Source organism: Geothrix paludis (assembly GCF_022808815.1).
Classification (GTDB): domain Bacteria; phylum Acidobacteriota; class Holophagae; order Holophagales; family Holophagaceae; genus Geothrix; species Geothrix paludis.
Window position 1 is genome coordinate 923,801 of record NZ_JAKZLC010000001.1, and the last position, 26,721, is coordinate 950,521.

Genomic DNA, 26,721 nt, shown 5'->3' on the forward strand with positions numbered 1-26,721 from the left:
TCATTCTCTTCGCCCTGTCGGGCTCAGACCTCGGGAACAGGAAACCGCTCTCCCACGTTCGTCCGATGCTCTCTCTCCGCTAGGAGGTCCGCATGCTCATCCTCATGGAACCCACCGCCACCCGGGAACAGGTCGGCGAAGTCCTGGCGCTGCTGGAATCCGCCGGCATCCGCAGCCAGGTGAACGAGACGCCCGAAGCCCTCAGCATCGTGGCGCCGAACGCCTCCAAGGCGCTGAAGCCCGACCGCATCGAGCCCATGGCGGGCGTGCGGCGGGTGGTGCCCATCACCAGCCCCTACAAGCTCGCCAGCGCGGATGCGGCCGCGGGCCGCACGGTGGTGGACGTGCACGGCGTGAAGATCGGCGGGCCCGATCTGGTGCTGGTGGGGGGTCCTTGCGGCGTCGAGAGCCGGGAGCAGCTCTTTACCGTGGCCCGCTACGTGGCCGAGGCCGGCGTGAAGCTGCTCCGGGCCGGCGCCTTCAAGCCCCGCACCAGCCCCTACGCCTTCCAGGGCCTGGGCCTGGAGGGCCTGAGGCTGCTGGAGGAGGTCCGGGCCGAGTTCGACTTGGGCATCGTCACCGAGGCCACGGAAGTCGAGACCTTCGACGATGTGGAGCGCAGCGCCGACATGGTGCAGATCGGTGCCCGCAACATGCAGAACTTCGCCCTGCTGCGCCGGGCCGGACGCAGCGAGAAGCCCGTGCTCCTCAAGCGGGGCCCCGCCGCCACCCTGGAGGAATGGCTCTACGCTGCGGAGTACGTGCTGGGCGAGGGCAACCGCAACCTGGTGCTCTGCGAGCGCGGCATCCGCACCTGGTCCGATCACGCCCGCAACACGCTGGATGTGAGCGTGGTCCCCGCCGCGAAGGCCCTCACGCACCTGCCGGTCATGGTGGACCCGAGCCATGCCACGGGACGGCGCGACCTGGTGATTCCCTGCGGCCTGGCGGGCGTGGCGGCAGGCGCGGACGGCCTGCTGGTGGAGACCCACTGCAACCCCGAGAAGGCTCTGAGCGACGGGCCCCAGGCCCTGCTGCCCTCGGATTTCATCCGCCTGGTGGAGCGGGCCAGGGCCGTGCACCAGGCCCTGCGGGCTCCCAGCCTCACAGGGCTCTGGATGTAGATTCCGCCCTGTGCGAGACTAGGAGGTTCGGAGTTTCCATGAATGGCCTCGCCCTCGCACTTCTGATCCTCTTCGGTGTCCTGCTCATCGGGACGATCCTGCTGCAGCCCGGCACCAAGGGCGGCCTCGGCGCCTCCTTCGGCGGCGGCGGCGCGAACTCCGCCTTCGGCGCCCAGGGCGCCACGCCCTTCCTCTCCAAGGCCACGTACTGGCTGGCCGCGGGCTTCCTGGGAACCACGCTGCTCATCGAAGTGATGATCATCCGCGGCAGCCGCTCCGTGCTGGAGAAGATCTCCGACAAGCCCGCGGCCACGGCGCCCGCTCCCGCTCCCACTGTTCCCCTTCCCGCGCCCGCGCCCTCCCACGCGACCGAGAAGAAGTAGGTCCGCCCCGCGGTGGGGCGCGAAACCAGGCATTGACCGCGTCCGCGCTTTGGGTGAAGATGATTGTTCCACGTGCCCGCGTGGTGAAATTGGTAGACACGCCATCTTGAGGGGGTGGTGGCCACAAGCCGTAGCAGTTCGAGTCTGCTCGCGGGCACCAAACGAAACGAGCGCCTTCTGGCGCTCGTTTTTTGTTTCAGGCCGGCCGGCGTCTACCGGAACACTTCGGTCAGCTTGATGCCGCCGCCGCCCTCGGTGCCGCCGGCCAGGAGCACGTCGCCCGACAGCAGGCGCGTCGCCGTGTGGCGGTAGCGGGTGGTCAGGTCGGAAGTCAGCAGGGTGCTCTTGGCCAAGGTCGGATCGAACACTTCGAGCGTGGCCGACGCGAGGGAGCCCTCGCCCTGGGTCCGCCCGTGGGCCAGGAGGATCCGCCCATCCGTGAGGAGGGTGGCCGTGTGGTGGCTCCGGGGCCGGAGCATGGTCCCCGCGGCGGTGAAGGTCCCTGTAGATGGATCGTAGATCTCCAGGGAGGGGGACACGTCCGTGTCCGGCAGGTCCGGCGTGGTGCCTCCGGCGATCAGGACGCGGCCATCCGGCAGCGGGGTCGCCGTGTGCCCGTACCTCGCCTGGGCCATCCTCCCGGTCGGCGTGAACGTGCCAGTGGCAGGGTCGTAGAGCTCGGCGGAGGCCCAGGTCAGCTCCGGACATCCGTACCAGCAGGTGCTGTTCCGCCCGCCGGCGATGAGGATCTTCCCATCCGGGAGACGGGTCGCCGTGTGGCCGGTCCGGGGCGAAGCCATGGATCCCGACGGCGTGAACATACCCGTGGCGGGGTTGAAGATCTCCGCGGTGGGCGTGGCGTAGACATCCGAGCCCGTGGCGGGCAGTCCGCCTGCCAGCAGGACGCGCCCATCCGCCAGCTCCGCCGCCGCGTGGAGCATCCGGGTGGCCGTCAGGGCGCCCACCGCGCGCGGGCCGGTTCCGATCTCGAAGACCTGGGCGGTGGACAGGACGTTCACGCCATAAACACCCCCCGTCAGCAGCACGCCGCCCCCGGGGAGGACCGAGGCCTGGTGGGCCCAGCGCCTGGTCCCGAGGTCGCCGGCCGGAACGAAGGTCCCTGAGGCGGGCAGGTACCGCTCGAGCTGGCTGGACTCCATCCCGCCGGCCAGCAGCACGCTGCCGTCCGGCAGCAGGGTGGCGCTGTGGTCCGAGCGGGTGAACTGGGCCGGGGCGGCCGGTGCGAGGCTGGCCAGGTAGGCGGAGACCTTCACGGGCGCTTCGGCGACGGCCCCGGGGACCTGGCCGCTCGTGGCCCGGAGGTGGTAGGTCCCGGCGGTGAACGGCGCCTGGTAGCGGCCGCTGGCGTCCATCGTGCCGCCCTGGAGCTCCACCACCGAGAAGGCCGCCGGGACCGCATGGCCCTGGGCGTCCTCCGCCCACACCTGCAGGGCGCCGCCCACCTTGATGTCGCCGGAGGCGGGAAGGAGCTTCAGCGCGGCGGGAGCCGGGGTCCCGACGGCGCCGGAGCCCCCGCCGCCGCAGGCCCAGATGGAACCCAGTCCAACCCCCACGCCGAGGAACACCTGCGCCGAACGGAATGCGTCAGCCATTATTTTCATCATTGTTTTCATCGCTCATCCATGAAAAAAGAATGAGTCTAAAACGGATTCAACGTTCCGAATACCCCCAAATTCGCCCCCAGGAACCCGTCGTCTCGCCCGGGGACCGCCCGAGTGGCCGGGCCCCGGAATGGTAGGGTCTGGGTATGCCCTGGCCCCCCGCCTCCACCCTCCTCGCCCCCCTGGCTCCCTGGTTTGAAGCCTCCCGGCGGGACCTGCCCTGGCGAGCCGGCGACCTTGAGGCCCCCCACCCGGATCCCTATGCAGTGCTGGTGTCCGAGCTGATGCTCCAGCAGACCCAGGTGGCCACGGTGATCCCCTACTTCAAACGCTGGATGGATCGCTTTCCCACGCCGCAGGACCTCGCGGAAGCTGACGAGGACACCGTCCACAAGGCCTGGGAGGGCCTCGGCTACTACCGCCGCGCACGGTTCCTGAAGGCCGCGGCCAACTGCATCGCCTCGGAGGGATGGCCCGGCGATCTGGAAGGTCTCGCGGGCCTTCCGGGATTGGGCCCGTACACGGCCGCCGCCGTGGGGTCCATCGCCTTCCAGTGGCCCGCCCCGGCCCTGGATGGCAATGCCTTCCGGGTGCTGGCCCGGCTGCTGCTGATCGAGGGCGATCCCAAGGCCCGGGCCGGGGATCTGCGCGCCTGGCTCGCCCCCGCCCTCGCGGCCCATGGCCCCTCGCGCCTGACCCAGGCCCTCATGGAGCTGGGGGCCACGGTCTGCGCGCCCGCCCCCGCCTGCGGGTCCTGCCCCCTGGTGGAGGGTTGTGGCGCCCGCCTTGCCGGCCGAACGGCGGAGATCCCGCCCGTGGCGAAGCGGCCGACGCCGAAAGCCTCGGCCCTCTGGCTGGTGGCCATGGAAGCCGAGGGTCACATGCTGCTCCATGCTCCCGCCGCCCGCGGCCTGCTGGCCGGCCTGTGGCGCTGGCCAGCGCTCGATGCAGAGACGATCCCAGCGGCCGGCGTTGCCTCGGCGGCCTCGGTGGCATCGCCTGCAGCGCCACTCGTCGCATGGCCCGGCTGGACCCAGATCTACACCCATCGCCGCGAGGCCGTGAGCCCACTGTACCTGCGCCTTGAGGCACGCTTCGAGGCGGCGGAGGGCCTGTGCTGGGTCCCCGCAGGCGACCTCTCCCGCCTTCCCCTCGGGAAGCGCGACCAGCGCCTGCGGGATCTGCTGGCCACCCCCGGCCAGGCGCTCCTGGAGGCGCCGGATTCCGCCCTGCTGATCCAGACTCTGTCCATGGCCTAGGAGGAAACCCCATGCCGATCCTGCGCCCCTACGGCTCCACCGGCATGGTTGTGAGCCTCCTGGGCTTCGGAGCCGGCCACATCGGCGATCCGGCTTTCAGTGAAAAGGACTGCGGCGCCTTCCTCCATGGCCTGCTGGACGCGGGCGTCACCCTGGTGGACACCGCCCGGGGCTACGGGCTTTCGGAAGAACGCATCGGGCGGCACCTGGCCAGGCGGCGCGGCGAATTCATCCTCTCCACCAAGGTGGGGTACGGCGTCGAAGAGATGGAAGACTGGACCCATGCCTGTGTAGTCGCAGGCGTGGACCGGGCCCTGAAGGTCCTGCGAACGGACCACCTCGACATCGTGCACCTGCACTCCTGCCCCCGGGAGACCCTCGCCCAGGGCGGTGTCATCGAGGCCCTCGAGCAGGCCAAGGCCGCCGGGAAGATCCGGGCCATGGCCTATTCGGGCGAGAACGAGGCCCTGGCCTTCGCCCTGGCCTCCGGCCGCTTCGATGGGGTGCAGTGCTCGCTCAACCTCTGCGACCAGAGGGTCCTGGGCGACACCCTTCCCGCCACCCGGGCGCAGGGCCTTGGTCTCATCGCGAAGCGCCCATTGGCCAATGCCCCGTGGCGCTGGACCGAACGTCCGGCGGGGGAATACTGCGAAGTCTACTGGGCGCGCCTGAAGGCCATGGGCCTTGATCCCGGGGACCTGGACTGGCCGGAGCTGGCCCTTCGCTTTGCCGCCTTCCACGAAGGCGTGTCCAGCTGCATCGTCGGCACCACCAAGCTGGAACACCTGAAGGTCAACCTCCGTTTTCTCGAGAAGGGGCCCCTTCCGGCAGATCGGGTGGACGCCATCCGGGCCGTCTTCGCCGCCTGCGACGGCGGATGGGACGGCCAGATCTGAAGTCCGGGCCTCCGATCCAGGTCAGGAGGCCGGAACCCGGTGCAGGCCCTTCGGCGTGATCCGCAGGTCCAGGGGGGGCAGACCCATGTCGCGCAGGGCTGCCTCAGCGGTTTCCCGCATGCCATCCTTCACCACCAGCAGGCAGCAACCGCCCCCGCCGGCGCCGCAGGGCTTCATGCCCGCGTACCAGCCCTCGAGACGGCCGCGGTCGCGCACGGCGTGCATGGCGTCCGTCTCCACGGCCGGGGAGAGCCGCACCCGGGCCTGTCCCTCGCGCTCCAGCAGGGCGGCCACCGCAGAAGGATCCGAGGGCAGCGCCGCGGCCATGTCATGGGCGATGTCGCGGATGTCGGACAGGGCCTGGCGGGTCTGGCGGTCGCCCTCGATGAAGCGCTTGTAGGCTTCCCAGTTCGTGAGGCCCGAGTGGTGGGGTCTGCCGGTGTAGAACACCACCAGGTCCGCCAGCAGGCCGGGATGGGGCTCCAGGCGCTCCCAGCGCGGTTCCGGACCATCCCAGTGCAGGGCCAGGGCCCCGCCCAGGGCGGCCGGATAGTAGTCCTGCCAGCCCGCCGGGGTCTGAAGCTCCCGACTTTCCAGGTCCCTTAGAACCGGCACTTTGTGAGCCAGACTTTCACCGGCTTCCTCGCCGATGGCAGAGCCCAGCAGACCCACGCCAAGACAGGAGGACACCCCCAGGCCCGAACCCTGTGGCACGGGACTATGGATGGACAGAGTCGTCGGCGGCGCGCCCGAGGCGTCCAGCACCCGCCACACCCAGGACAGGCCATTCGGCGGTTCCGTCGGCCAAGCGCCGAAGGCGAGATCGATCCCCAGATCCTCGCTGGTGATCCGGTGGCCGGCTCCGCCCCGCCTCACCTCCAGCTCGACCCACAGGTCCACGGCGGCGTTCACGGTAAGGCAGCCGCCCATCATGGCGTAGATGGGCCAGAGGTCCAGGGTGCCGCCCGCGAAATCAATGCGGACGGGGACCCGCCAGCTTTCGACGCTCATGCGCTCAAAGCCCCAGGTCGCTCAGTTCCTGCTGGGCCGTGCGGGCTTCGGCGCTGCCGGAGAACCCGTCCACCAGCTCGCGGAAGGCCTTCACGGCCGCCGGCTTCAGGCCCTGCTTCAGCAGGCACTGGGCCCGCTTGAGCTTGGCAGGCAGGAACTGGGAGGAGGCCGCATGATCCTTGATGATCCGCTCGAACGCCTGCTGGGCCTTGTCGTAGGCCCTCAGGTTGTAGTGGGAGAGGCCGAGGAAGAACAGGGCATCGGGGCGCTTCGCGCTCTGGGGGTAGTTCTTCAGGAAGAGATTGAAGCCTTCGGCGGCCAGGGGATAGTTGCCGCGGTTGTAGTCCAGCACCGCCGCGTTGAAGGCCCGCTCCTCATCGGACACCTGGGCAGGCTGGGTCTCGGCGGCCGCGGGTCGCACCGCCGTCCCGCGGGGCATGCTGTTCAGGCGGTTGTTCAGCACCCGCGTGGTGTCCTGCACCTGGCGCAGGCTCTCCTGCAGATCGGCCTGGAAGCGGCGGTCCTGGCCGCGGGCCTCCTGGGCGGCCTTCTGCTCCGCTTCGGCGCGCTTGTTGCCGTCCTCGACCTGCTGGCGCAGCTTGAAGACCTCGAGCTTGAGGTCGCCGACTTCCTGCTCCACGCGGCGGAGCTGGTCTTCGGAACTGCAGCCAACGGCGAGGATCACGGCCAGGACGGGGAACAGCATCGCGCGGGCGCTCATGGGGACTCCGGGACTTTCATCATCCTAAACGAAAAGCGGGGGCCGAGGCCCCCGCTTCGCGTCCTTCGGAACGACTACTTGAGCTTGAACTCGCCGCGGCGGTTCTGGCTCCAGCAGGCTTCCTTGGCCTCGGTGCAGAGGGGCTTCTCCTTGCCATAGCTGATGGTGGTAAAGCGGGCCTCGTCCACGCCCAGGGTCTTCAGGTAGGCCAGGGCGGCGGCGGCGCGGCGATTGCCGAGGGCCAGGTTGTACTCGTTGGTGCCGCGCTCGTCGCAGTGGCCTTCGATCTCGACCTTGGCGGCGGGGTAGGCCTTCATGAAGTCGGCGATGCCCTGGAGCAGCGCGCGATCGTTCTCCTTGATGTCCGACTTGTCGAAGTCGAAGTGGATGGTCTTGAGGGCGGCCTCGGCGGCGCGCTTGAAGGCGGCGGCCTTCTCGGCCTCGGCGGCCTTGCGGGCAGCTTCCTCAGCAGCGGCCTTCTCGGCGGCGGCCTTGCGGGCGGCTTCGTCGGCAGCGGCCTTCTCGGCGGCGGCCTTGTCAGCGGCATCCTTGTCGGCCTTGGCCTTGTCCCAACCCTCGTACCAGCCCGTCACCTTGTGCTGGTTTTCCTTGGCGTCCTTCGCGTTCACGTAGGGGTTGGTGTCGCGGGCCTTGCCATCCTTGAACGCCTGGTACCCCTCGTTGAACGCCGCCTGGGTCTCGGCCTTGATCTCCTCCGCGGTCTTGGGGGGCTTGCAGGCGAGGCTGCCGAGCGTGAGCACGATGGCAGCGGGGACGAGGTAGGTTCCGTATCTCATGGGGTTGTTCCTCCTGGATGAGCCTGAGTATAGATGGACAGTACTCAGGTAAATGCGATTTATTTTTTAACGCGCCCTAGTCCACTTGGGACTCTGGCAACCCGCAAGTTCCGTCATCCGCACCACCTGGCGGCCGGACAGATCCGTGGTGAAGATTTGCATGGAGCCGAAGCGATTGCTGGTGAACACAAGCCGGCGCTCATCGGGGGACCAGGCCGGCGATTCGGATGTGCTCACGCCAGTGGTGATCTGATAGGCCTTTCCTTCTCCCAATTTATAGATAAAAAGATCGAACTTGCCCTCGAATCGCGAGACATACGCGATCATGGCGCCGTTGGGGCTCCAGGCCGGGCTGGCGTTGTACAGTCCTTCACCAGTCAGGCGGCGGAGGTTGGAGCCATCGTCCTGCATGAGGAACACCTGCGGGCCGCCCTCGCGGTCAGAGGTGAACGCGATCTGTGTGCCGTTGGGATTCCAGCTTGGTTCGGTATTGATGCCATTACCGTCGGTCAGACGCCGTGCGCGTCCTGTGTCCAGATCCAGCACCATGATGTCGCTGTTGCCGCGCCGATCGCCCTGCACGAAGGCCAGGCGGCGGCCATCCGGGGACCAGGCCGGCGAGGAGACCATGGCTCCGGAGCCGGTCGCCGGATAGAGCTTCTCGTGGGCGCCATCCCGGCGGCGCTGGCCCCAGATCTCGGGCGCCCCGCCCTTGTAGGTCACATAGGCCAGACGGCCATCGGCCGCCACCGTGGGCGACAGCGTGAGGCTGCCGTGGCGCGTGAGCTGCACCAGGTTCGCGCCGTCGCGATCGATCTGGAACAGTTCCTTCACCCCCGGCGCCGTCTGGCGGACGAACACCACCCGGCTGGACGCCACGCCGCGCTCGCCTGTCAGACGGGCCACGAGGTCGTCGGCCAGCGCATGGGCCATGCGCCGCAGGGGAACCATGCGATCCGCCTTGTAGGGCTTGGTGAACACCGCCTTCTCCGCGGCGGTGTCGAGCGCGGAGGCTTCAAGCTGAAGGTCCCCGGCAGCCCCCTTCGTGAGACGGACATTAAGCAGCCACTGGGCGCCCGCCTCCTTCCAGGCTTTCACGGGGGCGCCATCGGCCGGCAGCCGCTCCTGAAGTACCGCGAACACGCCGGTCTCATCGAGATCGCGCTTGAGTACGGCCGTGAATTCCGTGGCGACCAGGCTGTCATCGATGCCGGAAGCCTTCGGCGGGGTCATCCCCAGCACCAGCTTCGCGCTGCTTGATGCGCTCAACACCACTTCGGTCTGCTGGGCCTGGAGCGCCAGCCCGGTCAGCGCGGCCAGGGCGCACAGGAAGGTCCGAATGAAGTATCGAGGCATGGCAGCTCCGGGCCTGGGGAGAGTCCAGCCTATCAGATCAGTCCGCGACATCCGGAGAGGGGACGCCCTTGAGGCGGCGGATGAGCTCGTCGTTGGCCGGCGGGATGGGAAGACGCGCCATCTCCTCCAGGGTGAACCATCCCCAGGCCAGCTCCGTCCGCGGAGCCCCCACCCCATGGACCACGAACGGATGGAGGCGCACGGGCCCCTCCAGCGTCGGCAGCGCAGTGGCCGCTTCGAGCTTCATGCCGACCTCTTCCATGAGCTCCCGGCGAAGCGCGTCCAGGAGAGTCTCCCGGGCCTCCACCTTCCCGCCCGGGAATTCCCACAGCCCCGGCATCACAGGATTCGAGGGCTCCCTGCGCTGGAGGAACCAGCGCCCGTCGGACTGGATCAGGGCCAGGGCCACCTCGGTCATTCAAGGCCTTCTTCACTGGCGAACCGGGCCAGCCGATCCGCATACCGGCGGCGGAGCGTTTCCACCCAGACCAGTTTCAGGCGGCCATAGGCGGGCCGAAGGTCCGTCTGCACCCAGGCCTGCAGTTCCGCCACCGAGGCGCAGCCGTCCAGGCTGTGGCGCAGGACCTCGCGAAGGCCTTCATCCACCTGCTGCAGGGCAGCGACCGGCGCATAGCTGATGCGGTGGATCGGGGAGACGCCCAGCTCGGCGATCCGGGCGCGGTGGAGGGCCGTCCCGTAGCCTTTGTGCTGGCCGAACCCGTAGCCGGGATGCAGCTCTTCCATGGCGATCATGAGCGCGTCCCGGTGGGCCTTGGCCAGGATGCTCGCCGCCCCGACGGCGCAGCTGATGGCGTCCCCATCCACCACCAGGCGCTCCAGCAGGCCCGTCCCGGGGGCGCGGTTGCCGTCCACGAACAGGATGCGGGGACGGGGGGAGAGGTCCTTCGCCGCCTGCCGCATGGCCATCATGGTGGCCTCGAGGATGTTCTCCCGGTCGATCGCCATCGGGTCCATCTCGGCGATGCCGAACGCAGGGAGAATGGACTTCAGCTCCGCCGCCATGGCCTCGCGCTTCTCGGGGCTCAGCTGCTTGCTGTCCCGGACGCCCCTCAGCACATGGCCCCATCGGCGCACCGTGTCCGCGTCCAGCACCGCGCAGGCGGCCACCACCGGGCCGGCCCAGGCCCCCCGGCCCGCCTCGTCCACGCCACCCCACGGCACCCCCGGCGGGACATTGCCCAGGTCCCAATCCAGGGGGTTCATCGGGCCCCGCCCCGCGCCTTCGGATCAGAAGATTCCATCGTCATGCGACCAAGGTACCCCCGAAGGGAACGGATCCCAAGTCCACCGGACGCGCTCCTTTTTTCGAATACACTCGAGCCATCCCCACCTCAACGGATGGACCCAGGTCCCAGCCAGACGAAGGAAGATCCATGCGACTGCTGACCCCTCTGCTGCTCCCGTGCCTGCTGGCCGCCACCGCCCTCCTGGGCCAGGAGACTGCGCTGGCCCCGGCCGTGAAGGCCCGCGTCACCGAGGCCAGCTTCGAGGTGGTGGTCGCCCGCCCCGACCCCGCCAAGGATCCCGTGTCCTATGAGAAGGACCTCCCCTGGGACCTGGTCCCCTTCAACCTCCGCAACGATCCCTACATCTCCATCGGAACCGCTTTCGCCGTCTCGAAGAACGAGCTGGTGACGGCCCACCACGTGTTCAGGTCCATCCACGCCTCCAAGGGCTACACCACCTGCTACATCCGCGACGCCAAGCAGAAGGTCTGGGAAGTGGATCGCATCCTGGCCCTGGACGAACAGCGGGACGTGATCCGCTTCTCGGTCAAGGGGCGCACCTTCGACCGGTGGCTGGACCTGCGCCCCGGTTTCCGCGAGAACGAGCCGGTCTTCACCGTGGGGAACGCGTACGGGGAAGGCCTTGTGATCCGCCCCGGCGAGGTGATCGGGACCCTTCCCGAACCCATGAACGGCGCCTGGAACCTGCTGAAGAGCAGCGCCGGCGTGAACCCGGGCAACTCCGGCGGTCCGCTGGTGGATCCCCAGGGCCGAGTGGTGGGCGTGGTCCTCGGAAAGAAGGACAACATCTGCTATTCCCTGCCCACCGCCGAACTGAAGGCCATGAAATCCCACACGGCTGCCTTCTTCAACAAGGTGACTTTCAGCTTCTCCCTCTTTCCCGAGAAATCGAAGGCGCTCGAGCGGGTGTTCGATCTCCCGCTGCCGCGGCCGTACTCTGAGCTCAAGCAGGAGATCGCCGTCCGGGAGAAGGCCTTCTACGTCCAGTCCATGGATGCCCTGTTCGCGAGCCTCCGGGGGGAGCTGTTCCCCGAGGGCGAGGCCAGCGAGGCGGCCATCGGAGACATTCCCACCAGCGGCAAGCCCGAGGTGATCTTCCGCGACACGACCACCAAGACCTGGGCGATCTCGGGGCTGGAATACAAGAAGAACGATCTCCCGAAAAATGGCCGCCTCCTCTATGCCCAGGCCAACAATGTCTACCTCTTCATGCTCCGGCATCCTGACAACGTGGCCGTCGGCGACCTCTTGGCCAAGCCCAGGGTCGCCATGGACCTGCTGCTGAAAGGCGCCCAGGTCACCCGCACCGTGGGCGGACAGGACATCCGGGTCACCTCCTTCGGAGATCCCTACCAGGTGCAGCCCCACGTGGACCGCCTCGGGCGCCCCTGGCAGCAGGCCATCTGGTTCACGCCCTACGACGATGGCTCCGTCCTGACCTACACCACCCTGATTCCCGGCGGCGTGGTCATGGCCGTCAAGTTCGTGGACTCGTCCAGCCTCATGCCCTGGCTCTACGACCTTCCCAAGTTCCTCGACTACACCTACATCCCCTACGCCGGAGAGCTGCGGGACTGGGTGGAGTACCTGAAGCACCGGGACCGCCTGCCCTCGGCCCTGAAGGACATGGCCTTCGACTTCAAGGAGGGCAAGCACCTCCGCCTGCAGGCACTCTGGACAAAGCTCGAACTGGATTCCAGCCAGGTCGAGCTCTCCCCGAAGGCCTTCCTCATCCTGAACATGGGCTTCTCCCGGAAGGACGGGAACGTAGCCTGGGACCTGCGCCGCGTGAGCATCTCTGAAGACGAGGAAGACAACTACTTCGTCCTGCTGAAGCATCTCCATCCCACGCCGAACATGCCGGATGGCGAGCAGAAGAGCTGGAAGGAGATCGCCAAGCAGCGGCATCCCTACACCCAGCGCACCTTCGAAGAGGAGGGCGCCAGCCGCATCGCCGCGGTGCACCCCGCCTTCCTGAAGGCCGGCATGGCGAACGCGGACAGCCCCGATCTGTTCACCCTCTACCTGGCCCGGGTGGGCAAGGTGGACGACAAGGAGATGCAGGCCCGCCTCCAGGCCCTGCTTCACGCCATCACCCCCGTGACCGGCGTTCCCGAGACCCAGGTGGTACAGGCGCACGCCCCAGCGACGCGCAACGCCGCCAAGTGATCTGCCTGGCGCCGGTCCGCGAGGGTCGGCGCCCGTTCAGCACTTCAGGGATTCCCAGGCAATCAGCCAGGTCAACCCGGATCAGGACCGAGCTTGGCGCTGCGGGGCAGCGCCAAGTGACAAGGCCTGACTGGGTTGAAGCCAGCTAGCACTTCAGAGATTCCCAGGCAATTAGCCAGGTATCCATCACCCCTCTGAAATGGCTCCTCACCGGCCCCGGCTGGTAGATGGCCCGGATGGGCACGTGGGCCCATCGCAGCTTCCAGTCGGCCGCCTTCATCGCGATCTCCATCTCGATGGCGAACCCGCGCGACTTCAGCTCCAGCCGATCCAGCACCTTCTTGCGGATCATGCGGAAGCCGCTCTGGCTGTCCTCCCAGGTGACGCCGGCGATACGCCCCAGGGTCCAGGTGCCCAGGGCATTGGTGCGCCAGCGCTTGGCCGGGATCTTCGCCCGGTCCAGGAGCCGCGAGCCGATGAGGAAGTCGGCGTCCGGGTGGATGGCGAGGTGATCCAGGAAGCGCCGGAGGTCGGCCGGATCGTGTTGGCCGTCCGCGTCCAGGAACAGGTAGAAGTCGAAGTCATCGGGGCGCAGCCGGGCGATGCCCGCCCGCAGGGCCTGCCCCTTGCCCCCGCCCTGCCCCGGCTCCAGGCGCAGTACCTCGGCGCCATGGGCGGCGGCCACAGCCCCCGTGCCGTCCGAGGAACCGTCATCCACCACCAGCACGCGATGGAGGCCGAACGGTTTCAGGCCCTCCAGCACCGCTCCGATGTGATCCGCCTCGTCGTGGGCGGCGAGGATCGCGGCGAGCCTCACCGGCGTCCGCCCCGCTTCACCAGCGCTGAGGGAAGGGCCTGGCCATAGGACGCCGAGAACGCGGCCCGCTGCGTGGTGCCGGCCCGGGGATCCGCCGTCAGCCGGTGGGAACGGTCGGGGCTCTCGATCACGGGCACGTCCACGGCCAGCACCCGGCCCCGGTCCGCTGCCAGGACCGCGACCTTCCCGCCGGGTCCGGGGTCCGCGAGGTACCGCTGCGCCTCGGCGGCGGTCGTGGTGCGCCAGCCGTCCACCGCCAGGATCTCCATGCCGAAGCTGAGGCCTGCCCTGGCGGCTGGGCTGCCGGGAATCACGTTCTGGATGGTGGGGCCATTGGAGGCCAGTACCAGGCCTGTCCAGGATCGGGCCCGTCGCTGGGCGGTCGGGTCCTTAGCCTCTTCGGGGCCCAGGGATTCCCAGGGCGCCCGGGCTTCCATCGACAGGCCGAAGGCGCGCCGCAGAGGTGCGGGATCCAGTTCCGCACGGCCTGAGATGTAGGCGTCCCAGAAGGGACCGGGATCCTTCCCGGAGAGTTCCCGGAAGACTTGGCGCACATCCCCGTCCGTGAGGCCGGCCTCGCCATGACGCGTCCAGAGCAGGGCGAAGAGATCCGTCAGTCCGGCCTTTCCACGGCTGCCTTCCCGGATGGTGGCATCCATGAGCCAGGCCACCATCTCGCCCTTGTCGTAGTAGCTGACCGAACTGTTGGGGCTGAACTCATGCTGCTTGTAGAAGCGGATCCAGGCATCCCAGCTGGACTCCTCCAGGCTCTGCTCCAGGCGGCCGGGACGCTGCACCTGCTCGCTCCAGCACTTGGCCAGTTCCTTCGACGTGTGGCTCCAGGGCACCACGCCGGCCCGCAGCACGATCACGTGCTCCATGTACGAGGTGAGCCCCTCGTGGAACCAGAGCATCTTCGTGGGGTTTTCCCGGCTGTAGTCGAAGGGCCCCAGGACCGGATCGTGGAGCCGCTTCACGTTCCAGGCGTGGAAGAACTCGTGGGCCACGAGCTGGTAGAGGGCGAAATAGCCCTCGGGCTTGTCGAAGGCGTGGCTGTCCGCGATGAGGCTGGTGCAGTCCCGGTGCTCGAGACCACCGCGCAGCTTGGGTGTGAAGGTGAAGAAGAAGACGTACCGCTTGAAGGGGAAGCCGCCGAAGATGGCGCCCGCGGCCTCCACGATCTTCCGAGTGGCCTCGGCCATGCGGCCTTCATCACCGTTGTGCGGCCCCGTGAACACCAGCTCGAAGGCTGTACCGCCCGTCCTGAAGCTGCGGGTCCGGAAGGCGCCCAGCTCGAAGGGCGAATCCACGAGGGTGTCGAAGTCCTTCGCCAGGCAGGCGCCCTGCTTCTGCGGCAGGGCGGAAGCCACCTTCCAGTCGCCGGGGAAGCCCTCGAAGCGGACCTCCACGGGCCGGTCCAGCTGATCCTCCAGGTAGAGGAAAGTGGCGGCGGGGATGATCTGCGCATGGGCGGCGTCCACATGGTTCGTCCGCACGGTGAGGTCGTTCCCGTACACACGGTAGCGGAGCACGAGGTCCCGCTTGGATGCCGGAACCCGCCACCGCTGCTTGTCGAGCTTCTCCAGGGGCCGTTCCCGGCGGCCCTCCAGAATCCGCACGCGGTCCACGAACCGTGCGTAGTCCCGCACCAGATAGGAACCGGGCGTCCATGCGGGCAGCGCGGCCACCGCGCCTGAACCCAGGGCTTCGACGGGAACCGCCAGCTCGACCTCGAAGAGATGCTGGGGCAGATCCAGCGGACGGAGGGTGGCCCTGATGGGGGCGAGCTTGGCCATGGTGCCCTTCCCTCGAATGTCAGCCCTGGACGCCGTGGAGCCAGCGCTGGGCCACCCACCGCACTTCATCCCCGGTGATCTGGTACTGCGGATCGCGGAGCTTCTCTTCGATGAGCGCGCCCACCAGGGAAGTGAACAGCAGCACTTCCTTGCGCGCCTGCTCCAGGCTCGTGCCGAACACATGGTTCATGAAGAGGCCCAACGGGGCCAGTCCCTTCTCCACCAGGGGCATGAGGTCCCGGAATCCCGAATCCGGCGACGGCACGGCGATGGAGCGCAGGATGAAGCCGGTGAATTCCTGGCTCTCCAGCAGCAGATCGAGATAGGCCTGGGCGAGCTTCACGCTGGCCTCGTCAATGGCCTTGACCCCCCGGATGGGCGAGGCCAGGAACGGCTCGACCAGCCTCTGGATGCGCACGGCCATGGCCGAGAGGGACACGAGGCAGAGCTGCCGGAAGAGGCCCTCCTTGCTGCCGAAGTGATAGTAGAGGGTGGGCTTGGAGACTCCCGCCTCCTCGGCCACCTCCTTCACCTGCACGCCGTCGTAGCCCTTGGCGGCGAAATGGGAAAGCGCCGACAGCAGCAGGCGGGCCTTGAGGTCGCCGCCCTCGCTGAGCCGCGCCAGCGCGTGGTGGAAGCTCACGCCGGCCTGGGCCCCGAGGGCGTCGGGCCCGAAGACCGGCACCATCTCTTTGAGACCGTGGTCGGGAACTGTGGACATAGGCTGCCTCGGAGGTAGTCCAGTCTGCCACGGTTGAGCCTACTTCTGGTTAAGAGACCTTAGGGCCTGTTTTCAAAGTGGGACGCCGCCGCGACGCTGCCCAGCCGCGCTCATGGCAAGGCGGCGGCCGAGGGGCGATGCGGGACATCGTTCGAGGCCGGCAACGCAGCCAGGGGTGCGGCGGGGCAGCGTCCCGGAGGGCACGGGGCGGCGCCCGGCGCGATGCTGCGTCAAGCTCCTCGTCGATGGGTCCACCATCGCCTTCGTCGCTGTCCTTGCCTCGCTTGGGCGGCGCCCCTTGCGCGGCCACGCCCCACTTTGAAAACAGGCCCTAATGGACCGCAGACCTCCAGGGCTGGGTCCGGATCGCTTCCGCCTCCCGGTCCAGCCACCAGTCCAGCCGCAGCTGGGTGGCCTCCCGGCCGAACCGCTCCTCCGCCAGGCTCCGGTAGGCCTGGGCGTGGCCGGCCTCGCACCGTTCCAGCTCCAGCAGGAAGGCCAGCCAGGGGGCGGATCCCAGGGTCGGATGAGTCGCGGCGGCGCGCTCCAGCAGCCAGAGCCGCTCGCAGCTGCGGGCCTCGATGAGGGCGGCGATGAGCAGCTGGTCCAGCAGCCCCTTGGAGGCCGACCGGTGGAGCGCCTGGGCGTAGGGGTTCCCCCGGTCGGGACGCAGGGTCCAGCCGAAGCCCTGGAGGCCCTCCAGCACTCGGCGGTAGTGATCCAGCTCCTCCTCCGCCAGCCGCTCCAGCAACCCCGCGGCCCGGGCCATGTCGCCCAGGTGGCGGGCCAGGTTCATGGCTGTGAGGGCCGCCTTCTTTTCGCAGTGGGCGTGGTCGGATAGCAGGGCTTCCGGGTCCGCCAGGGCGGCCTCGGCCCATTCGAAGGGGGTCTCGGCCCGGAGGGCCAGGGGTGGCGTAAAGGCGTTCATGGCCTTGCTCCAGTGAGGCCGTTCAAGCCGAGGGCGCAGGCGATCACCGCGCCGCCGGCCGCGAGTCTCGGCCAGTCCACGGCTTCACGGAACACCAGGCCCGAGGCCAGGATGGCCAGGGGGATCTTCATGTTGTTGAAGATGGCCAGGGTGCCGATGTCCGTCCGCCGGGCCCCGGCATTGAAGAGGAAGAAACCCAGGCCCGACGCCACGGCGCCGAGGTAGACCAGCACCGCCCATTGGCGCAGGCCCATGGCGGAAATCCGGGCCCAAGGGATGGAGGGCGCGGCCATGGCCACGGCCACCACGGAAGCCCCCAGGTAGAGCAGGCCCATGAGGTCGCGATCCCGCTTGCCCGACGCCGGCGCCAGGCGCCGGTAGAGCACCTGGCCCAGGGCGAAGCAGAGGTTCGCGGCCTGCATGAGCAGGAAGCCCAGGAGGATCCCGCGGCGCCCCAGCCCCGACCACACGCAGATGCCCGTCCCCAGCACGGCCAGGGCGGCCGTGAGGAGGAACATCCACGACATGCGGCCGTCCAGAAGGTCGCTCACCAGGGTCACCAAGAGGGGCGTGAAGATGGTGAAGAGCGCCACCTCCGAGGAGCGCAGCCAGTGGAAGGAGGCGATGTAGAGCAGGTACATCAGACCGAACTGGAGGGCGCCGATGCCGGCGAAGGCCAGGACCTGCCTCCGCGTGAGGCCCCTGGAATCCAGAAAGGGTAGGAACACCAGGGCCGCCAGGAGGGTCCGCATGGCCGTCACGAAGGGCGCCCCGAGCTCGCTCACCTGGGCCGTGAGACCGAAGGACAAGGCCCAGAGAATCGAGACGATCATCAGCAGGGACATGAGGCTCCGGGGCGGATTCGGTTCAGTCGAGGCTTCGGCCCAGTGTCAGGAAGATGTCCCGCCAGGGCTCGGGCAGGGCTTCGGCATCCCGGGCGATGGTGGCCTCGTCGCCGCGCACGAACGGGCCCGTGCGTCCCGCGGATCCGAGGGCGGCCACGTTGCGCAGGGTGGCCTCCGCCAGCGGAAGCAGGCCCCGGCCCGGCAGCGCCACGCCCCGGGCGCGCAGCAGGGCCTCGGCTCCCAGCCACAGCGAGGCGGCGTGGCCCGAGGTGAGCACCGCCGCCGCGTGGTAGAGCGGCTTCAGCTCCGCGGGCAGGTCGAAGGCCGCGAAGCCCAGATCCCCGAAAGCCCTCCGCAGGCCGTCCGGCACCGCGCCCGTGATGGCCAGGGGCGTGCCCTTCCAGTCCCGGGCCTGCCCGTCGAAGCTGGTGAGCGGATGAGCACAGGGCACGCCCGGCAGATGCAGGCTGCCCGCCAGGTGCACGCAGCGCCCGAGGAAGGCCTGGGCCAGCTCGGCCACCGCCCGGTCCGGCACCGCCAGGATCACCAGACCATCTGGCCGGGCGCCGTGATCCAGCAGGCCCGCCCGCGGCCCCCAGGCCGCCGCCAGCGCGCGGCCGGCGCGGCCCCGGCCCAGGATGGTGAACTCGGGAGTCATGGGGATAGTGTGGCGCAAATCGGTCCTCAGTCCTCGGCATTCAGTCCTCAGTCCAGAGTCAGGGCTCTATCCCCTTACCCGGTTATCGACGAGCCTCAGCCTGACCAAGGGCTTCAAAAGCCTCCACGAAGGGCACAAAGAAGAAAACAAAGGCCACGAAGACAGGCACCAGCGTTTCCGCTTAGGACATCCGGGCCTCTGGCCCCCGGTCACGCATCGCGCGACCGGCTTCGCGGGCGACGGGATGTCCGTGATGGGTCAAGTTCCCTTCGCGCTCTTCGTGCGCCCGCAAGGCGTCTTCGTGCTCTTCGTGGAGATCTTTTTTGGCTGAGGCTCGCCGATCATTGGATTCCCTTAGACTTCCCCCATGTCGCGCCCCTCATCCGCCCCCTGGGCCCTGCCGCCCGAGCTGCCCTGGCCGCGGTTCCTGCGGATGCTCCGGCATCCGGAGCCGCCCCGGGGATGGCTGGAGGCGGCGGCGGACCTTCCGGAGCTGAAGAAGCGCCCCCTGCTCCTCCGGTGGATCGCCCAGCACCCCAAGGCCACTGCCCACCTGCGCGCCTCGCTCATGATGCGCCTGCCCTGGCGGGCCCTGGCGGCGGTGGCGGTGGATCCGGCGGCCCACCCCCAGGCGCGCCAGCAGGCCATCGAGAAACTCCAGCAGCAGTGGACGGCCATGACCACCGGCGAGCGCCGCAGCCTCGCCCTGCACGCCCCGCGGCCCCTGTGGGCCCTGGTGTGGCGGGCTCCCGACGCGGGCGTGCTGGCCGCTTTCCTCCAGAATCCCAAGCTGGGCCTGGAGGCCCTGGTGGCACTCATCCAGCCGCCTCTGCGCCCCGCTCAGGCCGAAGCCCTGGCCACCTCTCGCTGGCGCGAGGTGGGCCCCGTGGCAGACCAGATGCTGCGCGCCCTGGACCGCAGCCTGGCCCTGCCGGAATCCGGCCTGGCCCTCGGGCATGCCGCCCCCTGGATCAGGGCCCTGGACGAGGATGCCCGTATCCTCGCCGCCAGCCGGATCCTGACGCCCGCCCTGCGCCGGATGGTGCATCCGCGGCGGGAATCGGAGGGCTGAAGGCGCGAGAGGGGCCTCCAGGGAGGCCGGTCACTCGAAGGCCTTCTCCTCCGGAGCCTCGGCGTTCACCGCATCGGCCTCCAGGTCGCGGCCTGGCAGGGGCGCTTTGAGGAACTCGCGGTAGAACTCGTGCTGGATGACGAGGTCCATGATCTCATTGGTTCCCGTCCAGATGAGGATGAGCCGGATGTCGCGGAGGAGCCGCTCCAGCGGGTAGACGTTGGTGTAGCCGATGCCGCCCAGCACCTGCATGGCGTGGTTCACCACGGTCCAGGCCGTGTCCGTAGCGAACTTCTTGGACTCGGAAACCATGCGGCGGACCCGCCCCGGGGCGATGCCGCCGTGGTCGATGGCACGGCCCGTCTCCCGGCACAGGGCGCGGGCCGCCTCAAGCTGCGTGAGGGACTCGGCGATCTTGAAGGAGACGCCTTCGAAGCGCCGGATCTCCTGGCCGAAGGCCTTGCGCTTGGCTGCGTAGCGCGCGGCGATCTCCAGCCCGGCCCGGGCCATGCCCAGGGCCCCGCCCGCGCTGGTCATGCGCTCGGGGATCATCATCTGGTCGAAGACCTCGGCCCCCTGCCCGATCCCGGCCTCACCGCCCAGCACCTGGGCCATGGGCACACGGCAGTTCCGGAACCGGAGCCGTCCGGTGCCGCTGCCCCGGGTGCCCATCAGCCCGTAGACGTGCTCCACGGTCAGGCCCTCGCCCCGCTCCACGAGGAAGGCCGTGATGGATCGCCGGGGATCGCCAACGTCCGAGGTGCGTGCGTAGACCAGGAAGACGTCCGCCCCTTCGGCACCCACCACGAACCGCTTCTGGCCCTCGAGGATGAAGGAATCTCCGTCCCGGACGGCGCGGGTGGCGGCTCCGAAGAAGTCCGATCCGCCCCGGGGCTCGGTGAGCGCTTCGGCAGGGGCAAGCGTCCCGGCGATCATCGGCGCCAGGTAGCGGCGCTTCTGCTCCTCGGTCCCGAAGTGGACCAGCGCCTCGCCCACGATGGACACCAACGAGTAGAGGCAGCCGAGGGAGGTCCCCAGAACGCCGACCTCCTCCAGGGCAGCCAGTTCCGCGGTCCAGGGCAGCGCGCGGCCCCCGTAGGCCTCCGGGAAGCGCAGCCCCAGGAGGCGTCTCCGCCCGGCATCCGCGAGGAAACCCTTGGGATACCGCACCCGTTCCGCGTCCATGTCCAGAAGGAGGTCCCGGGGCACGGCCTTGACGAAGGCCCGGATTTCCTCCCGCAGGCCCCGGGTCCGCTCATCCAGGAGTTCGTCCGGGCAGGTGGTCATGGGACCTCCGGCCTTCTCAGCAACGCTTCAGGACTTCGGCCACGCAGCGCTCGATGCCGACCCATACGTCGCTCAACCGCGCGTCGTCGAACATGTAGGCCGGTGTGGTGACGAGCTTGCAGGCCTCGTCGATGACGATCTCCCGCGAATCCGGCGTGTCCTTGTGATGCTGGCCCAGCTTGTTGACGGCCGCGGCACAGCCCGCGTCGTTGCCCAGGGTGAGGCTGGCGGAGGCCCGGCCAGAGAGGGCCAGGGCCACCAGGGCCGGGGCGATACAGATGGCGCCCACGGGTTTCTTCGCGTCGAAGAACGCGCGCACAAAGGCGGCCACGTCCGGCCGCACGTCGGCTTCGGCGCCCTTGAAAGCGAAGCTGCAGTGGTTCTTGGCCACGCCGTACCCGCCCGGCATCACCAGGGCGTCGTAGTCGCCGGCCTTGGCTTGGGCGAGGTCCAGGCACTGACCCACCCGGGCGATGCGGCTGGATTCCTCCAGGATGTTGCGGGCGGCGCCGGGCACGGGCTGGCCCGTGACGTGGTTGATGACGTGGTGCTGGTCCGCATTGGGCGCGATGCACTGGAAGGCGGCTCCGTGCTGGTCCAGGGCCAGCAGCGTGAGCACCGCCTCGCGCACCTCCGCGCCGTCCAGGTGGCCGCAACCGGCCAGCAGCACCGCGACCTTGGGGGTCTTCGCCATGGGAGCCTCCTGATTTGTAGGTCGATTATCCCTCTAAAGACAAACCGCCAACCGCAGAGAACGCGGAGAGCGCAGAGAAAAAACATTCCTTCCCCGGCGTTCTCAGCGATCTCCGCGGCGAGCCAGCTGTTCGATTAACCTAGCCCCATGCACCTGTCGTCGCGCCTCCCGCACGGTTTCGAGCCGAACGCCCTGTCTGCGGCGCTGGCTCGCATGCGGCGGGAAAGCCGGGAGGTCCTGGATCTCACGGTGTCGAACCCCACCCGCTGCGGGTTCGCCTACCCCGAAGCGGTGATCCGCGCAGCGCTGTCCACACCCGCGGTGCTGGCCTACGATCCCGATCCGTTGGGTTCCCGGGTCGCCCGGGAGGCCGTGACCGCCCACCACGGGCATGGGCTGCGGGCGGAGGACCTGCTGCTCACAGCTTCCACCAGCGAGGGCTATGGCCTGCTCTTCAAGCTGCTGGGCGATCCCGGCGACGAGATCCTGGTGCCCAGCCCCAGCTACCCGCTCTTCGAGTGGCTGGCGCGCCTGGAGGGCCTGCACGCCCGGCCCGTGCCCTCCTATTTCCATGACCGCTGGCACCTCGACCTGGGCGCTCTGGAGGCCTCAGTGGGCCCCCGCACGCGGGCGGTGGTGGTGGTGAACCCCAACAATCCCACGGGACACTTCCTGTCCAAGGGCGAGTGGGACGGTCTCACGGCCCTATGTGCCCGTCGGGGTCTGGCCCTGCTGGTGGACGAGGTCTTCGCGGACTACACCCTGGAGGCTCCGGCGGACCGGCTCCCCACGGCCCTGGAGGATGCGGCGCCGCCCTGCCCGGTCTTCCTGCTGTCGGGCCTAAGCAAGGTGGCGGCCCTGCCGCAGCTCAAGCTGGGCTGGATCGCCGTGCGCGGCGCCGGCGCCGAGGCGCACCTGGAGGCTCTTGCCTTCCTGGCGGACCAGTACCTTTCCGTTTCCGCGCCGGTACAGGCCGCGGCACCGGCCCTTCTGGCCCTGGCTCCCGCGATTCGCTCCCAGGTGCGCGCCCGCCTCTCCGCCAACCTCGCAGCCCTGGACGCCGCGCTCGCCCGGCATCCCCGCCTCACCCGGCTTCCCGTGGAGGGCGGCTGGTCCGCCCTGCTGCGCCGCCCCGCCGTGGACGCGGACGAAGCCTGCGCCCTGCGTCTGCTCGAGCAGGCGGAGGTGCTCGCCCATCCGGGTTCCTTCTTCGACCTGCCGGGGGACGGCCACCTGGTCCTGAGCCTGCTCACGCCGGAAACGGGCTTTCGGGAAGGCCTCAACCGGATTCTTCCGATCCTCTGACATAATCGGCCATCCCCATGAGCCCCCTCGCCTCCTGCCCCAGCTGCGGTGCCCCCCTGAGCTTCCGGCCAGGAACCATGGTGGCCGTCTGCTCCTACTGCAAGGCCCTGGCGGCCCGGCGCGACCGGGATCCCGAGCTCATCGGCAAGGTGGCCGACCTGGTGGACACGGGCTCGCCCCTGGGCCTGGGCGCCACCGGGCGCCATGCGGGGCGCTCGTTCACCCTGGCGGGCCGGGTGCAGCTTAAGCATCCCCTGGGCGGCGTGTGGGACGAGTGGTACCTGGCCCTCGACGACGGCCGCTGGGGCTGGCTGGCGGAGGCCCAGGGCCGCTTCTACCTCACCTTCACCCAGACGCCCCACGGAACCCTGCCGTCTCCGGCCGGCCTGCAACCCGGCGGCCTGGCGGACCTGGGACCGGACGGCCTCTGGACCGTGGACGAAGTGAGCGAGGCCGCCTTCCACAGCGCCGAAGGCGAGATCCCCTGGGCCGTGGAACCCGGCGCCACCTACCGCTACGCCGACCTCTCGGGCCGCAACGGCGCCTTCGCCACCCTGGACTACGGCGAGGAGCCGCCCCTCTTCTTCCTGGGCCGCGAAGTGTCGCTGGCGGAGCTGGGGATCCAGGGCGGCACGCGGAAGCCGCCCAAGGCGGGCACCCAGGCCCTCAACTGCCCCAAGTGCGGCGGCGCTCTGGCCCTGCGCGCTCCGGACCAGACCCAGCGGGTGGGCTGTCCCAGCTGCGGCAGCCTGCTCTCGGCTGAAAACGGAAAGCTCGCCTTCCTCAAGAGCCTGCAGCAGCCCCGCCAGGATGTGGTCATCCCGCTGGGCGCCGAGGGCAGCCTGCGCGGCGAGCCGGTCACCTGCATCGGCCAGCTTCGCCGGAGCTGCACCATCGAGGGCACGGCCTATCCCTGGAACGAGTACTTGCTGCTGGACAGCCGCCACGGCTTCCAGTGGCTGGTGCAAAGCGACGGCCACTGGAGCCTGGCCGTGGCGGTGGCGCCCGGCGAGATCCCCCAGGCCCGCGATGGCCAGAAGAACCTCTTCGCCCAGGGCCGCAACTGGCGGCGCTTCCAGGATGTCGAAGCGGTCGTCGAAGGCGTGTGGGGCGAGTTCTACTGGCAGGTGGAGCAGGGCGAGCGGGTGGAGGTGACCGAGTTCGTGGCCCCGCCCCAGAGCCTCACCCGCGAACGCCAAGCCCACAAGGGCGGGGGAGGCGAGGTGAACTGGAGCCTCTCCACCTATCTGGAGCCGGCGGAGGTCTGGTCCGCCTTCAAGCTGCAGGGCGCCCCGCCGGAACCCATCGGCATCGCGTCCTTCCAGCCCAACCCCCACAGGGTCGCCCTGGCGAAGTCCGCCCTCTGGCTGGTGGGAGCCCTGGGCCTCCTGCTGCTGCTCGTGATGGCGGAATCCATCACGCACCGCAACGCGGAGCTGTTCCACCGGCAGCTGGACCTGTACGATCTGGCCCGCATCCAGGCCGAGGCCCCCGGCGCGGCGCGCCCGGGCATTCCCGCGCGCAGACCGCCAACCCAGGCGGTTCTCCCGACTTCGGCTGCATCCGCGGCCCCGGCGGAACCCCAGGAGCCGGTGTTCTTCTCCGACCCCATCGAGATCAAGGACGGCCACCAGAACCTGGCGGTCACCCTCAACGCCCCGGTGAACAACAGCTGGGTGGGCGTGGAGGGGGCCCTGGTGAGCGAGACCACGGGCGTGGCGGAGCTCTTCCTGGTGGAATCGAGCTGGTACCACGGCGTGGATGGCGGCGAGTCCTGGTCCGAGGGCGGCCGCACCGACACGGTGTTCCTCAGCGCCGTGCCGCCCGGAAGCTACGTGCTGCGCCTCGCGCCCCAATGGGACGGGAAGGTGCCGCCGGTCCGGCTGATTGACGTGAGGCTGCGCCAGGGGGTCATGCGCTGGCTCTATCCGGGCCTGGCCCTGCTGGCCATCCTGCTCGTGCCCCTGCTCATGGTGTTCCGCCTGGTCGCCTTCGAGAGCCGGCGCTGGCAGGAGAGCATGTACGCGCCGAACGCGGGCGCCTCCGGGAGTGACGACTGATGCGGATCCTCTACCTGCTCTTCCTCGGCGGCGGGTTCAGCCTCATGGTGGCCAACGGCTTCTTCGGCCGGGAATTCTTCGGGAACCGCCGCCGCGCCGACCTGCCGCCCAGCGTACGCCAGACACCCGGCGCCTACCGCACCTTCCTGCACAACAACGGATTCCACGGGGGTAAGTGATGATCACGGACCAACTGCTCCACCAGCTCGTCGTCGCCGCCATCTTCTCCGTCTTGGGCCTCGTCATCCTGGGCCTGGTCTGGCTGATCCTGGTGAAGGTCCTGCCCTTTTCCCTCCGCAAGGAGATGGAGGACGACCAGAACGTGGCCCTGGGCATCGTCCTCGGCAGCCTCATCCTGGGCATCAGCCTCATCATCGCTGCCGCGATCCATGGGTGAATCTGAACCAGAGGCACCCGCACCGACGCTCAAGGCGCCGCTGCTGTTCATCAGCGTGCTGCTCATCGCCAGCTGCGGCCTGATCTACGAGCTGGTGGCCGGCACCCTGTCGAGCTACCTGCTGGGCGACTCGGTGATGCAGTTCTCCACGGTGATCGGGGTGTACCTCAGCGCCATGGGGCTGGGATCCTATCTCTCGAAGTTCATCCAGCGGGGCCTGGCGCGGCGCTTCGTGGACCTGGAGCTGGGCGTAGCCCTGGTGGGCGGCTTCTCCGCGCCCATCCTGTTCCAGGCCTTCGCCCACACCCATGCCTTCCGGGTGGTGCTCTACGGCGTGGTGATGGTCGTAGGCACGCTGGTGGGCCTGGAGATCCCCATCCTCATGCGCATCCTCAAGAACCAGGTGCGCTTCAAGGATCTCATCGCGGGCGTGCTCACCCTCGACTACATGGGCGCGCTGTTCGCCTCGATCCTCTTCCCCCTGCTCTTCATGCCCAAGCTGGGCCTGGTGCGCACCAGCCTGTTCTTCGGCCTGCTGAACGCCACCGTGGGCCTCTGGTGCACCTACCTGCTGGCCACGCAGCTGGGACCCACGCGGCTGATCCGCCTGCGCTGCCTGGCGGTCATGGCCCTGCTGGCGGTGGGCCTGGCGTTCGCCGGGAAGTTCACGCTGGTCCTGGAGGAGGAAGTCTTCGCCGACGAGATCGTCTACGCCAAGGACAGCCCCTACCAGCGCATCGTCCTCACCCGGGGGCGGGGCAGCTTCCAGCTCTTCCTCAACGGCAACCTGCAGTTCTCCTCGGCGGATGAGTACCGCTACCACGAGGCTCTGGTGCATCCGGCCTTCGGCGTGAAGCCGGATGCGAAGCGGGTACTCATCTGCGGCGGCGGCGACGGCCTGGCCGTGCGCGAGGTGCTGAAGCACCCTTCGGTCCAGGAGATCGTGCTGGTGGACCTGGACCCCGCCATGACCGACATGGCCCGGTTCCAACCCATGGTGCGCCAGCTCAACGGGGCTTCCCTGGAGGATCCCCGCGTGAAGGTGATCAACGCCGACGCCATGGTCTGGCTCCAGGAGAGCTCGGGACCGCCTTTCGACCTGGCCCTGGTGGACTTCCCGGACCCCAACACCTACGCCCTGGGAAAGCTCTACACCTCCCGGTTCTACCGCCTGCTCCAGCGCCGCCTCACCGATGACGCCATGATCGCCGTGCAGAGCACCTCGCCCCTCATGGCGCGGGAATCCTTCTGGTGCATCGCCGCCACCATGGAGGCCGCGGGCCTGAAGGTGCACCCCTACCACCTGGCCGTACCCTCCTTCGGCGTCTGGGGCTTCGCCCTGGCCTCCAGGCGCGATTTCGCCATCCCCACGCACGTGCTGCCCGGCCTGCGCCACCTCTCCGACGAGGCCACAGCCGCCATGTTCGCCTTCCCCAGGGACATGGACCGCGTGCCCACCGAAGTGAACCGTCTCGACAACCAGGTGCTGGTCCACCTCTACGCCCGGGAGTGGCGGCGGTGGTCGTGAGGGCCAT

The 26,721-nt window shown here is 69.0% G+C and carries 26 protein-coding genes and 1 tRNA gene; 12 read left to right on the forward strand and 15 right to left on the reverse strand.

Going from position 1 to position 26,721, the window contains the following annotated elements:
• The first annotated feature begins 92 nt into the window (after positions 1 to 92).
• The 3 genes from aroF (at position 93) to MLE64_RS04240 (ending at position 1,667) form a co-directional block, all read left to right on the forward strand.
• Positions 93 to 1,124 carry a 3-deoxy-7-phosphoheptulonate synthase gene (gene aroF, locus MLE64_RS04230; protein ID WP_243316436.1) on the forward strand — a complete coding sequence of 344 codons (1,032 nt, stop codon included), beginning with the start codon at positions 93 to 95 and terminating at the stop codon, positions 1,122 to 1,124.
• A gap of 38 nt (positions 1,125 to 1,162) precedes the next feature.
• Positions 1,163 to 1,507, forward strand: a complete 345-nt coding sequence (gene secG, locus MLE64_RS04235; protein WP_243316437.1) for a preprotein translocase subunit SecG — start codon at positions 1,163 to 1,165, stop codon at positions 1,505 to 1,507.
• Positions 1,508 to 1,581: 74 nt separating this feature from the next.
• Positions 1,582 to 1,667, forward strand: a tRNA-Leu gene (locus MLE64_RS04240).
• 52 nt (positions 1,668 to 1,719) lie between these two features.
• On the opposite strand, the gene MLE64_RS04245 is transcribed toward MLE64_RS04240, so the two are convergent.
• Positions 1,720 to 3,120 (reverse strand): Kelch repeat-containing protein, encoded by a 1,401-nt coding sequence (locus MLE64_RS04245; protein WP_243316438.1) that lies wholly within the window; start codon positions 3,118 to 3,120, stop codon positions 1,720 to 1,722.
• A 155-nt stretch (positions 3,121 to 3,275) separates the two neighbouring features.
• Here MLE64_RS04245 and MLE64_RS04250 point away from each other — a divergent pair, with 155 nt between their 5' ends.
• Together MLE64_RS04250 and MLE64_RS04255 are read left to right on the forward strand one after the other, a co-directional pair.
• Positions 3,276 to 4,388 (forward strand): A/G-specific adenine glycosylase, encoded by a 1,113-nt coding sequence (locus tag MLE64_RS04250; RefSeq protein ID WP_243316439.1) that lies wholly within the window; start codon positions 3,276 to 3,278, stop codon positions 4,386 to 4,388.
• Positions 4,389 to 4,399: 11 nt separating this feature from the next.
• Complete coding sequence (locus MLE64_RS04255; RefSeq protein ID WP_243316440.1) at positions 4,400 to 5,284, forward strand: aldo/keto reductase; 885 nt, start codon at positions 4,400 to 4,402, stop codon at positions 5,282 to 5,284.
• 21 nt (positions 5,285 to 5,305) lie between these two features.
• Here MLE64_RS04255 and MLE64_RS04260 read toward each other — a convergent pair whose 3' ends face one another.
• The 6 genes from MLE64_RS04260 to MLE64_RS04285 all read right to left on the reverse strand — a co-directional run bounded on the left by MLE64_RS04260 (position 5,306) and on the right by MLE64_RS04285 (position 10,393).
• Complete coding sequence (locus MLE64_RS04260) at positions 5,306 to 6,295, reverse strand: GHMP family kinase ATP-binding protein (RefSeq protein WP_243316441.1); 990 nt, start codon at positions 6,293 to 6,295, stop codon at positions 5,306 to 5,308.
• 4 nt (positions 6,296 to 6,299) lie between these two features.
• Complete coding sequence (locus MLE64_RS04265) at positions 6,300 to 7,016, reverse strand: tetratricopeptide repeat protein (RefSeq protein ID WP_243316442.1); 717 nt, start codon at positions 7,014 to 7,016, stop codon at positions 6,300 to 6,302.
• Between the two features lie 74 nt (positions 7,017 to 7,090).
• Positions 7,091 to 7,813 carry a peptidoglycan-associated lipoprotein Pal gene (gene pal, locus MLE64_RS04270; protein WP_243316443.1) on the reverse strand — a complete coding sequence of 241 codons (723 nt, stop codon included), beginning with the start codon at positions 7,811 to 7,813 and terminating at the stop codon, positions 7,091 to 7,093.
• 66 nt (positions 7,814 to 7,879) lie between these two features.
• Positions 7,880 to 9,169 (reverse strand): LpqB family beta-propeller domain-containing protein, encoded by a 1,290-nt coding sequence (locus MLE64_RS04275; protein ID WP_243316444.1) that lies wholly within the window; start codon positions 9,167 to 9,169, stop codon positions 7,880 to 7,882.
• Positions 9,170 to 9,206: 37 nt separating this feature from the next.
• The gene (locus MLE64_RS04280; RefSeq protein WP_243316445.1) at positions 9,207 to 9,587 is read right to left on the reverse strand and encodes an NUDIX domain-containing protein; all 381 of its coding nucleotides are present in this window, start codon (positions 9,585 to 9,587) and stop codon (positions 9,207 to 9,209) included.
• Positions 9,584 to 10,393: a ribonuclease HII gene (locus tag MLE64_RS04285; protein ID WP_243316446.1), complete on the reverse strand. Its 810-nt coding sequence runs from the start codon at positions 10,391 to 10,393 to the stop codon at positions 9,584 to 9,586. The genes MLE64_RS04280 and MLE64_RS04285 overlap by 4 nt, the downstream gene beginning before the upstream one ends.
• Before the next feature lie 170 nt (positions 10,394 to 10,563).
• Here MLE64_RS04285 and MLE64_RS04290 point away from each other — a divergent pair, with 170 nt between their 5' ends.
• Entirely contained in the window at positions 10,564 to 12,606 is a 2,043-nt protein-coding gene (locus MLE64_RS04290; protein WP_243316447.1) for a S1 family peptidase, read from the forward strand.
• 145 nt (positions 12,607 to 12,751) lie between these two features.
• Here the strand turns inward: MLE64_RS04290 and MLE64_RS04295 are convergent, their stop codons facing one another.
• The 6 genes from MLE64_RS04295 to MLE64_RS04320 all read right to left on the reverse strand — a co-directional run bounded on the left by MLE64_RS04295 (position 12,752) and on the right by MLE64_RS04320 (position 18,389).
• Positions 12,752 to 13,423, reverse strand: coding sequence for a glycosyltransferase family 2 protein (locus tag MLE64_RS04295; RefSeq protein WP_243316448.1), 672 nt, complete (start codon positions 13,421 to 13,423; stop codon positions 12,752 to 12,754).
• The gene (locus MLE64_RS04300) at positions 13,420 to 15,219 is read right to left on the reverse strand and encodes a M61 family metallopeptidase (protein WP_243316449.1); all 1,800 of its coding nucleotides are present in this window, start codon (positions 15,217 to 15,219) and stop codon (positions 13,420 to 13,422) included. Before MLE64_RS04300 ends, MLE64_RS04295 begins: the two co-directional genes overlap by 4 nt.
• Before the next feature lie 19 nt (positions 15,220 to 15,238).
• Positions 15,239 to 15,940 (reverse strand): TetR/AcrR family transcriptional regulator, encoded by a 702-nt coding sequence (locus MLE64_RS04305; protein WP_243316452.1) that lies wholly within the window; start codon positions 15,938 to 15,940, stop codon positions 15,239 to 15,241.
• Between the two features lie 331 nt (positions 15,941 to 16,271).
• The gene (gene miaE / locus MLE64_RS04310; RefSeq protein ID WP_243316454.1) at positions 16,272 to 16,868 is read right to left on the reverse strand and encodes a tRNA isopentenyl-2-thiomethyl-A-37 hydroxylase MiaE; all 597 of its coding nucleotides are present in this window, start codon (positions 16,866 to 16,868) and stop codon (positions 16,272 to 16,274) included.
• Positions 16,865 to 17,713, reverse strand: a complete 849-nt coding sequence (locus MLE64_RS04315; RefSeq protein WP_243316455.1) for an EamA family transporter — start codon at positions 17,711 to 17,713, stop codon at positions 16,865 to 16,867. The genes miaE and MLE64_RS04315 overlap by 4 nt, the downstream gene beginning before the upstream one ends.
• A gap of 22 nt (positions 17,714 to 17,735) precedes the next feature.
• Positions 17,736 to 18,389 (reverse strand): DUF2520 domain-containing protein, encoded by a 654-nt coding sequence (locus tag MLE64_RS04320; RefSeq protein WP_243316457.1) that lies wholly within the window; start codon positions 18,387 to 18,389, stop codon positions 17,736 to 17,738.
• 349 nt (positions 18,390 to 18,738) lie between these two features.
• Here MLE64_RS04320 and MLE64_RS04325 point away from each other — a divergent pair, with 349 nt between their 5' ends.
• Complete coding sequence (locus tag MLE64_RS04325; RefSeq protein ID WP_243316458.1) at positions 18,739 to 19,443, forward strand: hypothetical protein; 705 nt, start codon at positions 18,739 to 18,741, stop codon at positions 19,441 to 19,443.
• Positions 19,444 to 19,473: 30 nt separating this feature from the next.
• On the opposite strand, the gene MLE64_RS04330 is transcribed toward MLE64_RS04325, so the two are convergent.
• Positions 19,474 to 20,730 (reverse strand): acyl-CoA dehydrogenase family protein, encoded by a 1,257-nt coding sequence (locus MLE64_RS04330; RefSeq protein ID WP_243316460.1) that lies wholly within the window; start codon positions 20,728 to 20,730, stop codon positions 19,474 to 19,476.
• A 16-nt stretch (positions 20,731 to 20,746) separates the two neighbouring features.
• Positions 20,747 to 21,424, reverse strand: a complete 678-nt coding sequence (elbB, locus tag MLE64_RS04335; RefSeq protein WP_243316463.1) for an isoprenoid biosynthesis glyoxalase ElbB — start codon at positions 21,422 to 21,424, stop codon at positions 20,747 to 20,749.
• 147 nt (positions 21,425 to 21,571) lie between these two features.
• Here elbB and MLE64_RS04340 point away from each other — a divergent pair, with 147 nt between their 5' ends.
• From MLE64_RS04340 to MLE64_RS04360, 5 genes are read left to right on the forward strand one after another with little or no spacing between them, the layout of a single operon-like run.
• On the forward strand, positions 21,572 to 22,729 hold the full coding sequence (locus tag MLE64_RS04340) for a pyridoxal phosphate-dependent aminotransferase (protein ID WP_243316465.1): 1,158 nt from the start codon (positions 21,572 to 21,574) through the stop codon (positions 22,727 to 22,729).
• Between the two features lie 17 nt (positions 22,730 to 22,746).
• Positions 22,747 to 24,789: a DUF4178 domain-containing protein gene (locus MLE64_RS04345; protein ID WP_243316467.1), complete on the forward strand. Its 2,043-nt coding sequence runs from the start codon at positions 22,747 to 22,749 to the stop codon at positions 24,787 to 24,789.
• Complete coding sequence (locus MLE64_RS04350) at positions 24,789 to 24,968, forward strand: hypothetical protein (RefSeq protein ID WP_243287879.1); 180 nt, start codon at positions 24,789 to 24,791, stop codon at positions 24,966 to 24,968. Before MLE64_RS04345 ends, MLE64_RS04350 begins: the two co-directional genes overlap by 1 nt.
• Positions 24,968 to 25,186, forward strand: coding sequence for a DUF350 domain-containing protein (locus tag MLE64_RS04355; protein WP_243316470.1), 219 nt, complete (start codon positions 24,968 to 24,970; stop codon positions 25,184 to 25,186). The genes MLE64_RS04350 and MLE64_RS04355 overlap by 1 nt, the downstream gene beginning before the upstream one ends.
• The gene (locus MLE64_RS04360) at positions 25,179 to 26,714 is read left to right on the forward strand and encodes a polyamine aminopropyltransferase (protein ID WP_243316472.1); all 1,536 of its coding nucleotides are present in this window, start codon (positions 25,179 to 25,181) and stop codon (positions 26,712 to 26,714) included. Before MLE64_RS04355 ends, MLE64_RS04360 begins: the two co-directional genes overlap by 8 nt.
• Positions 26,715 to 26,721 lie beyond the last annotated feature (7 nt).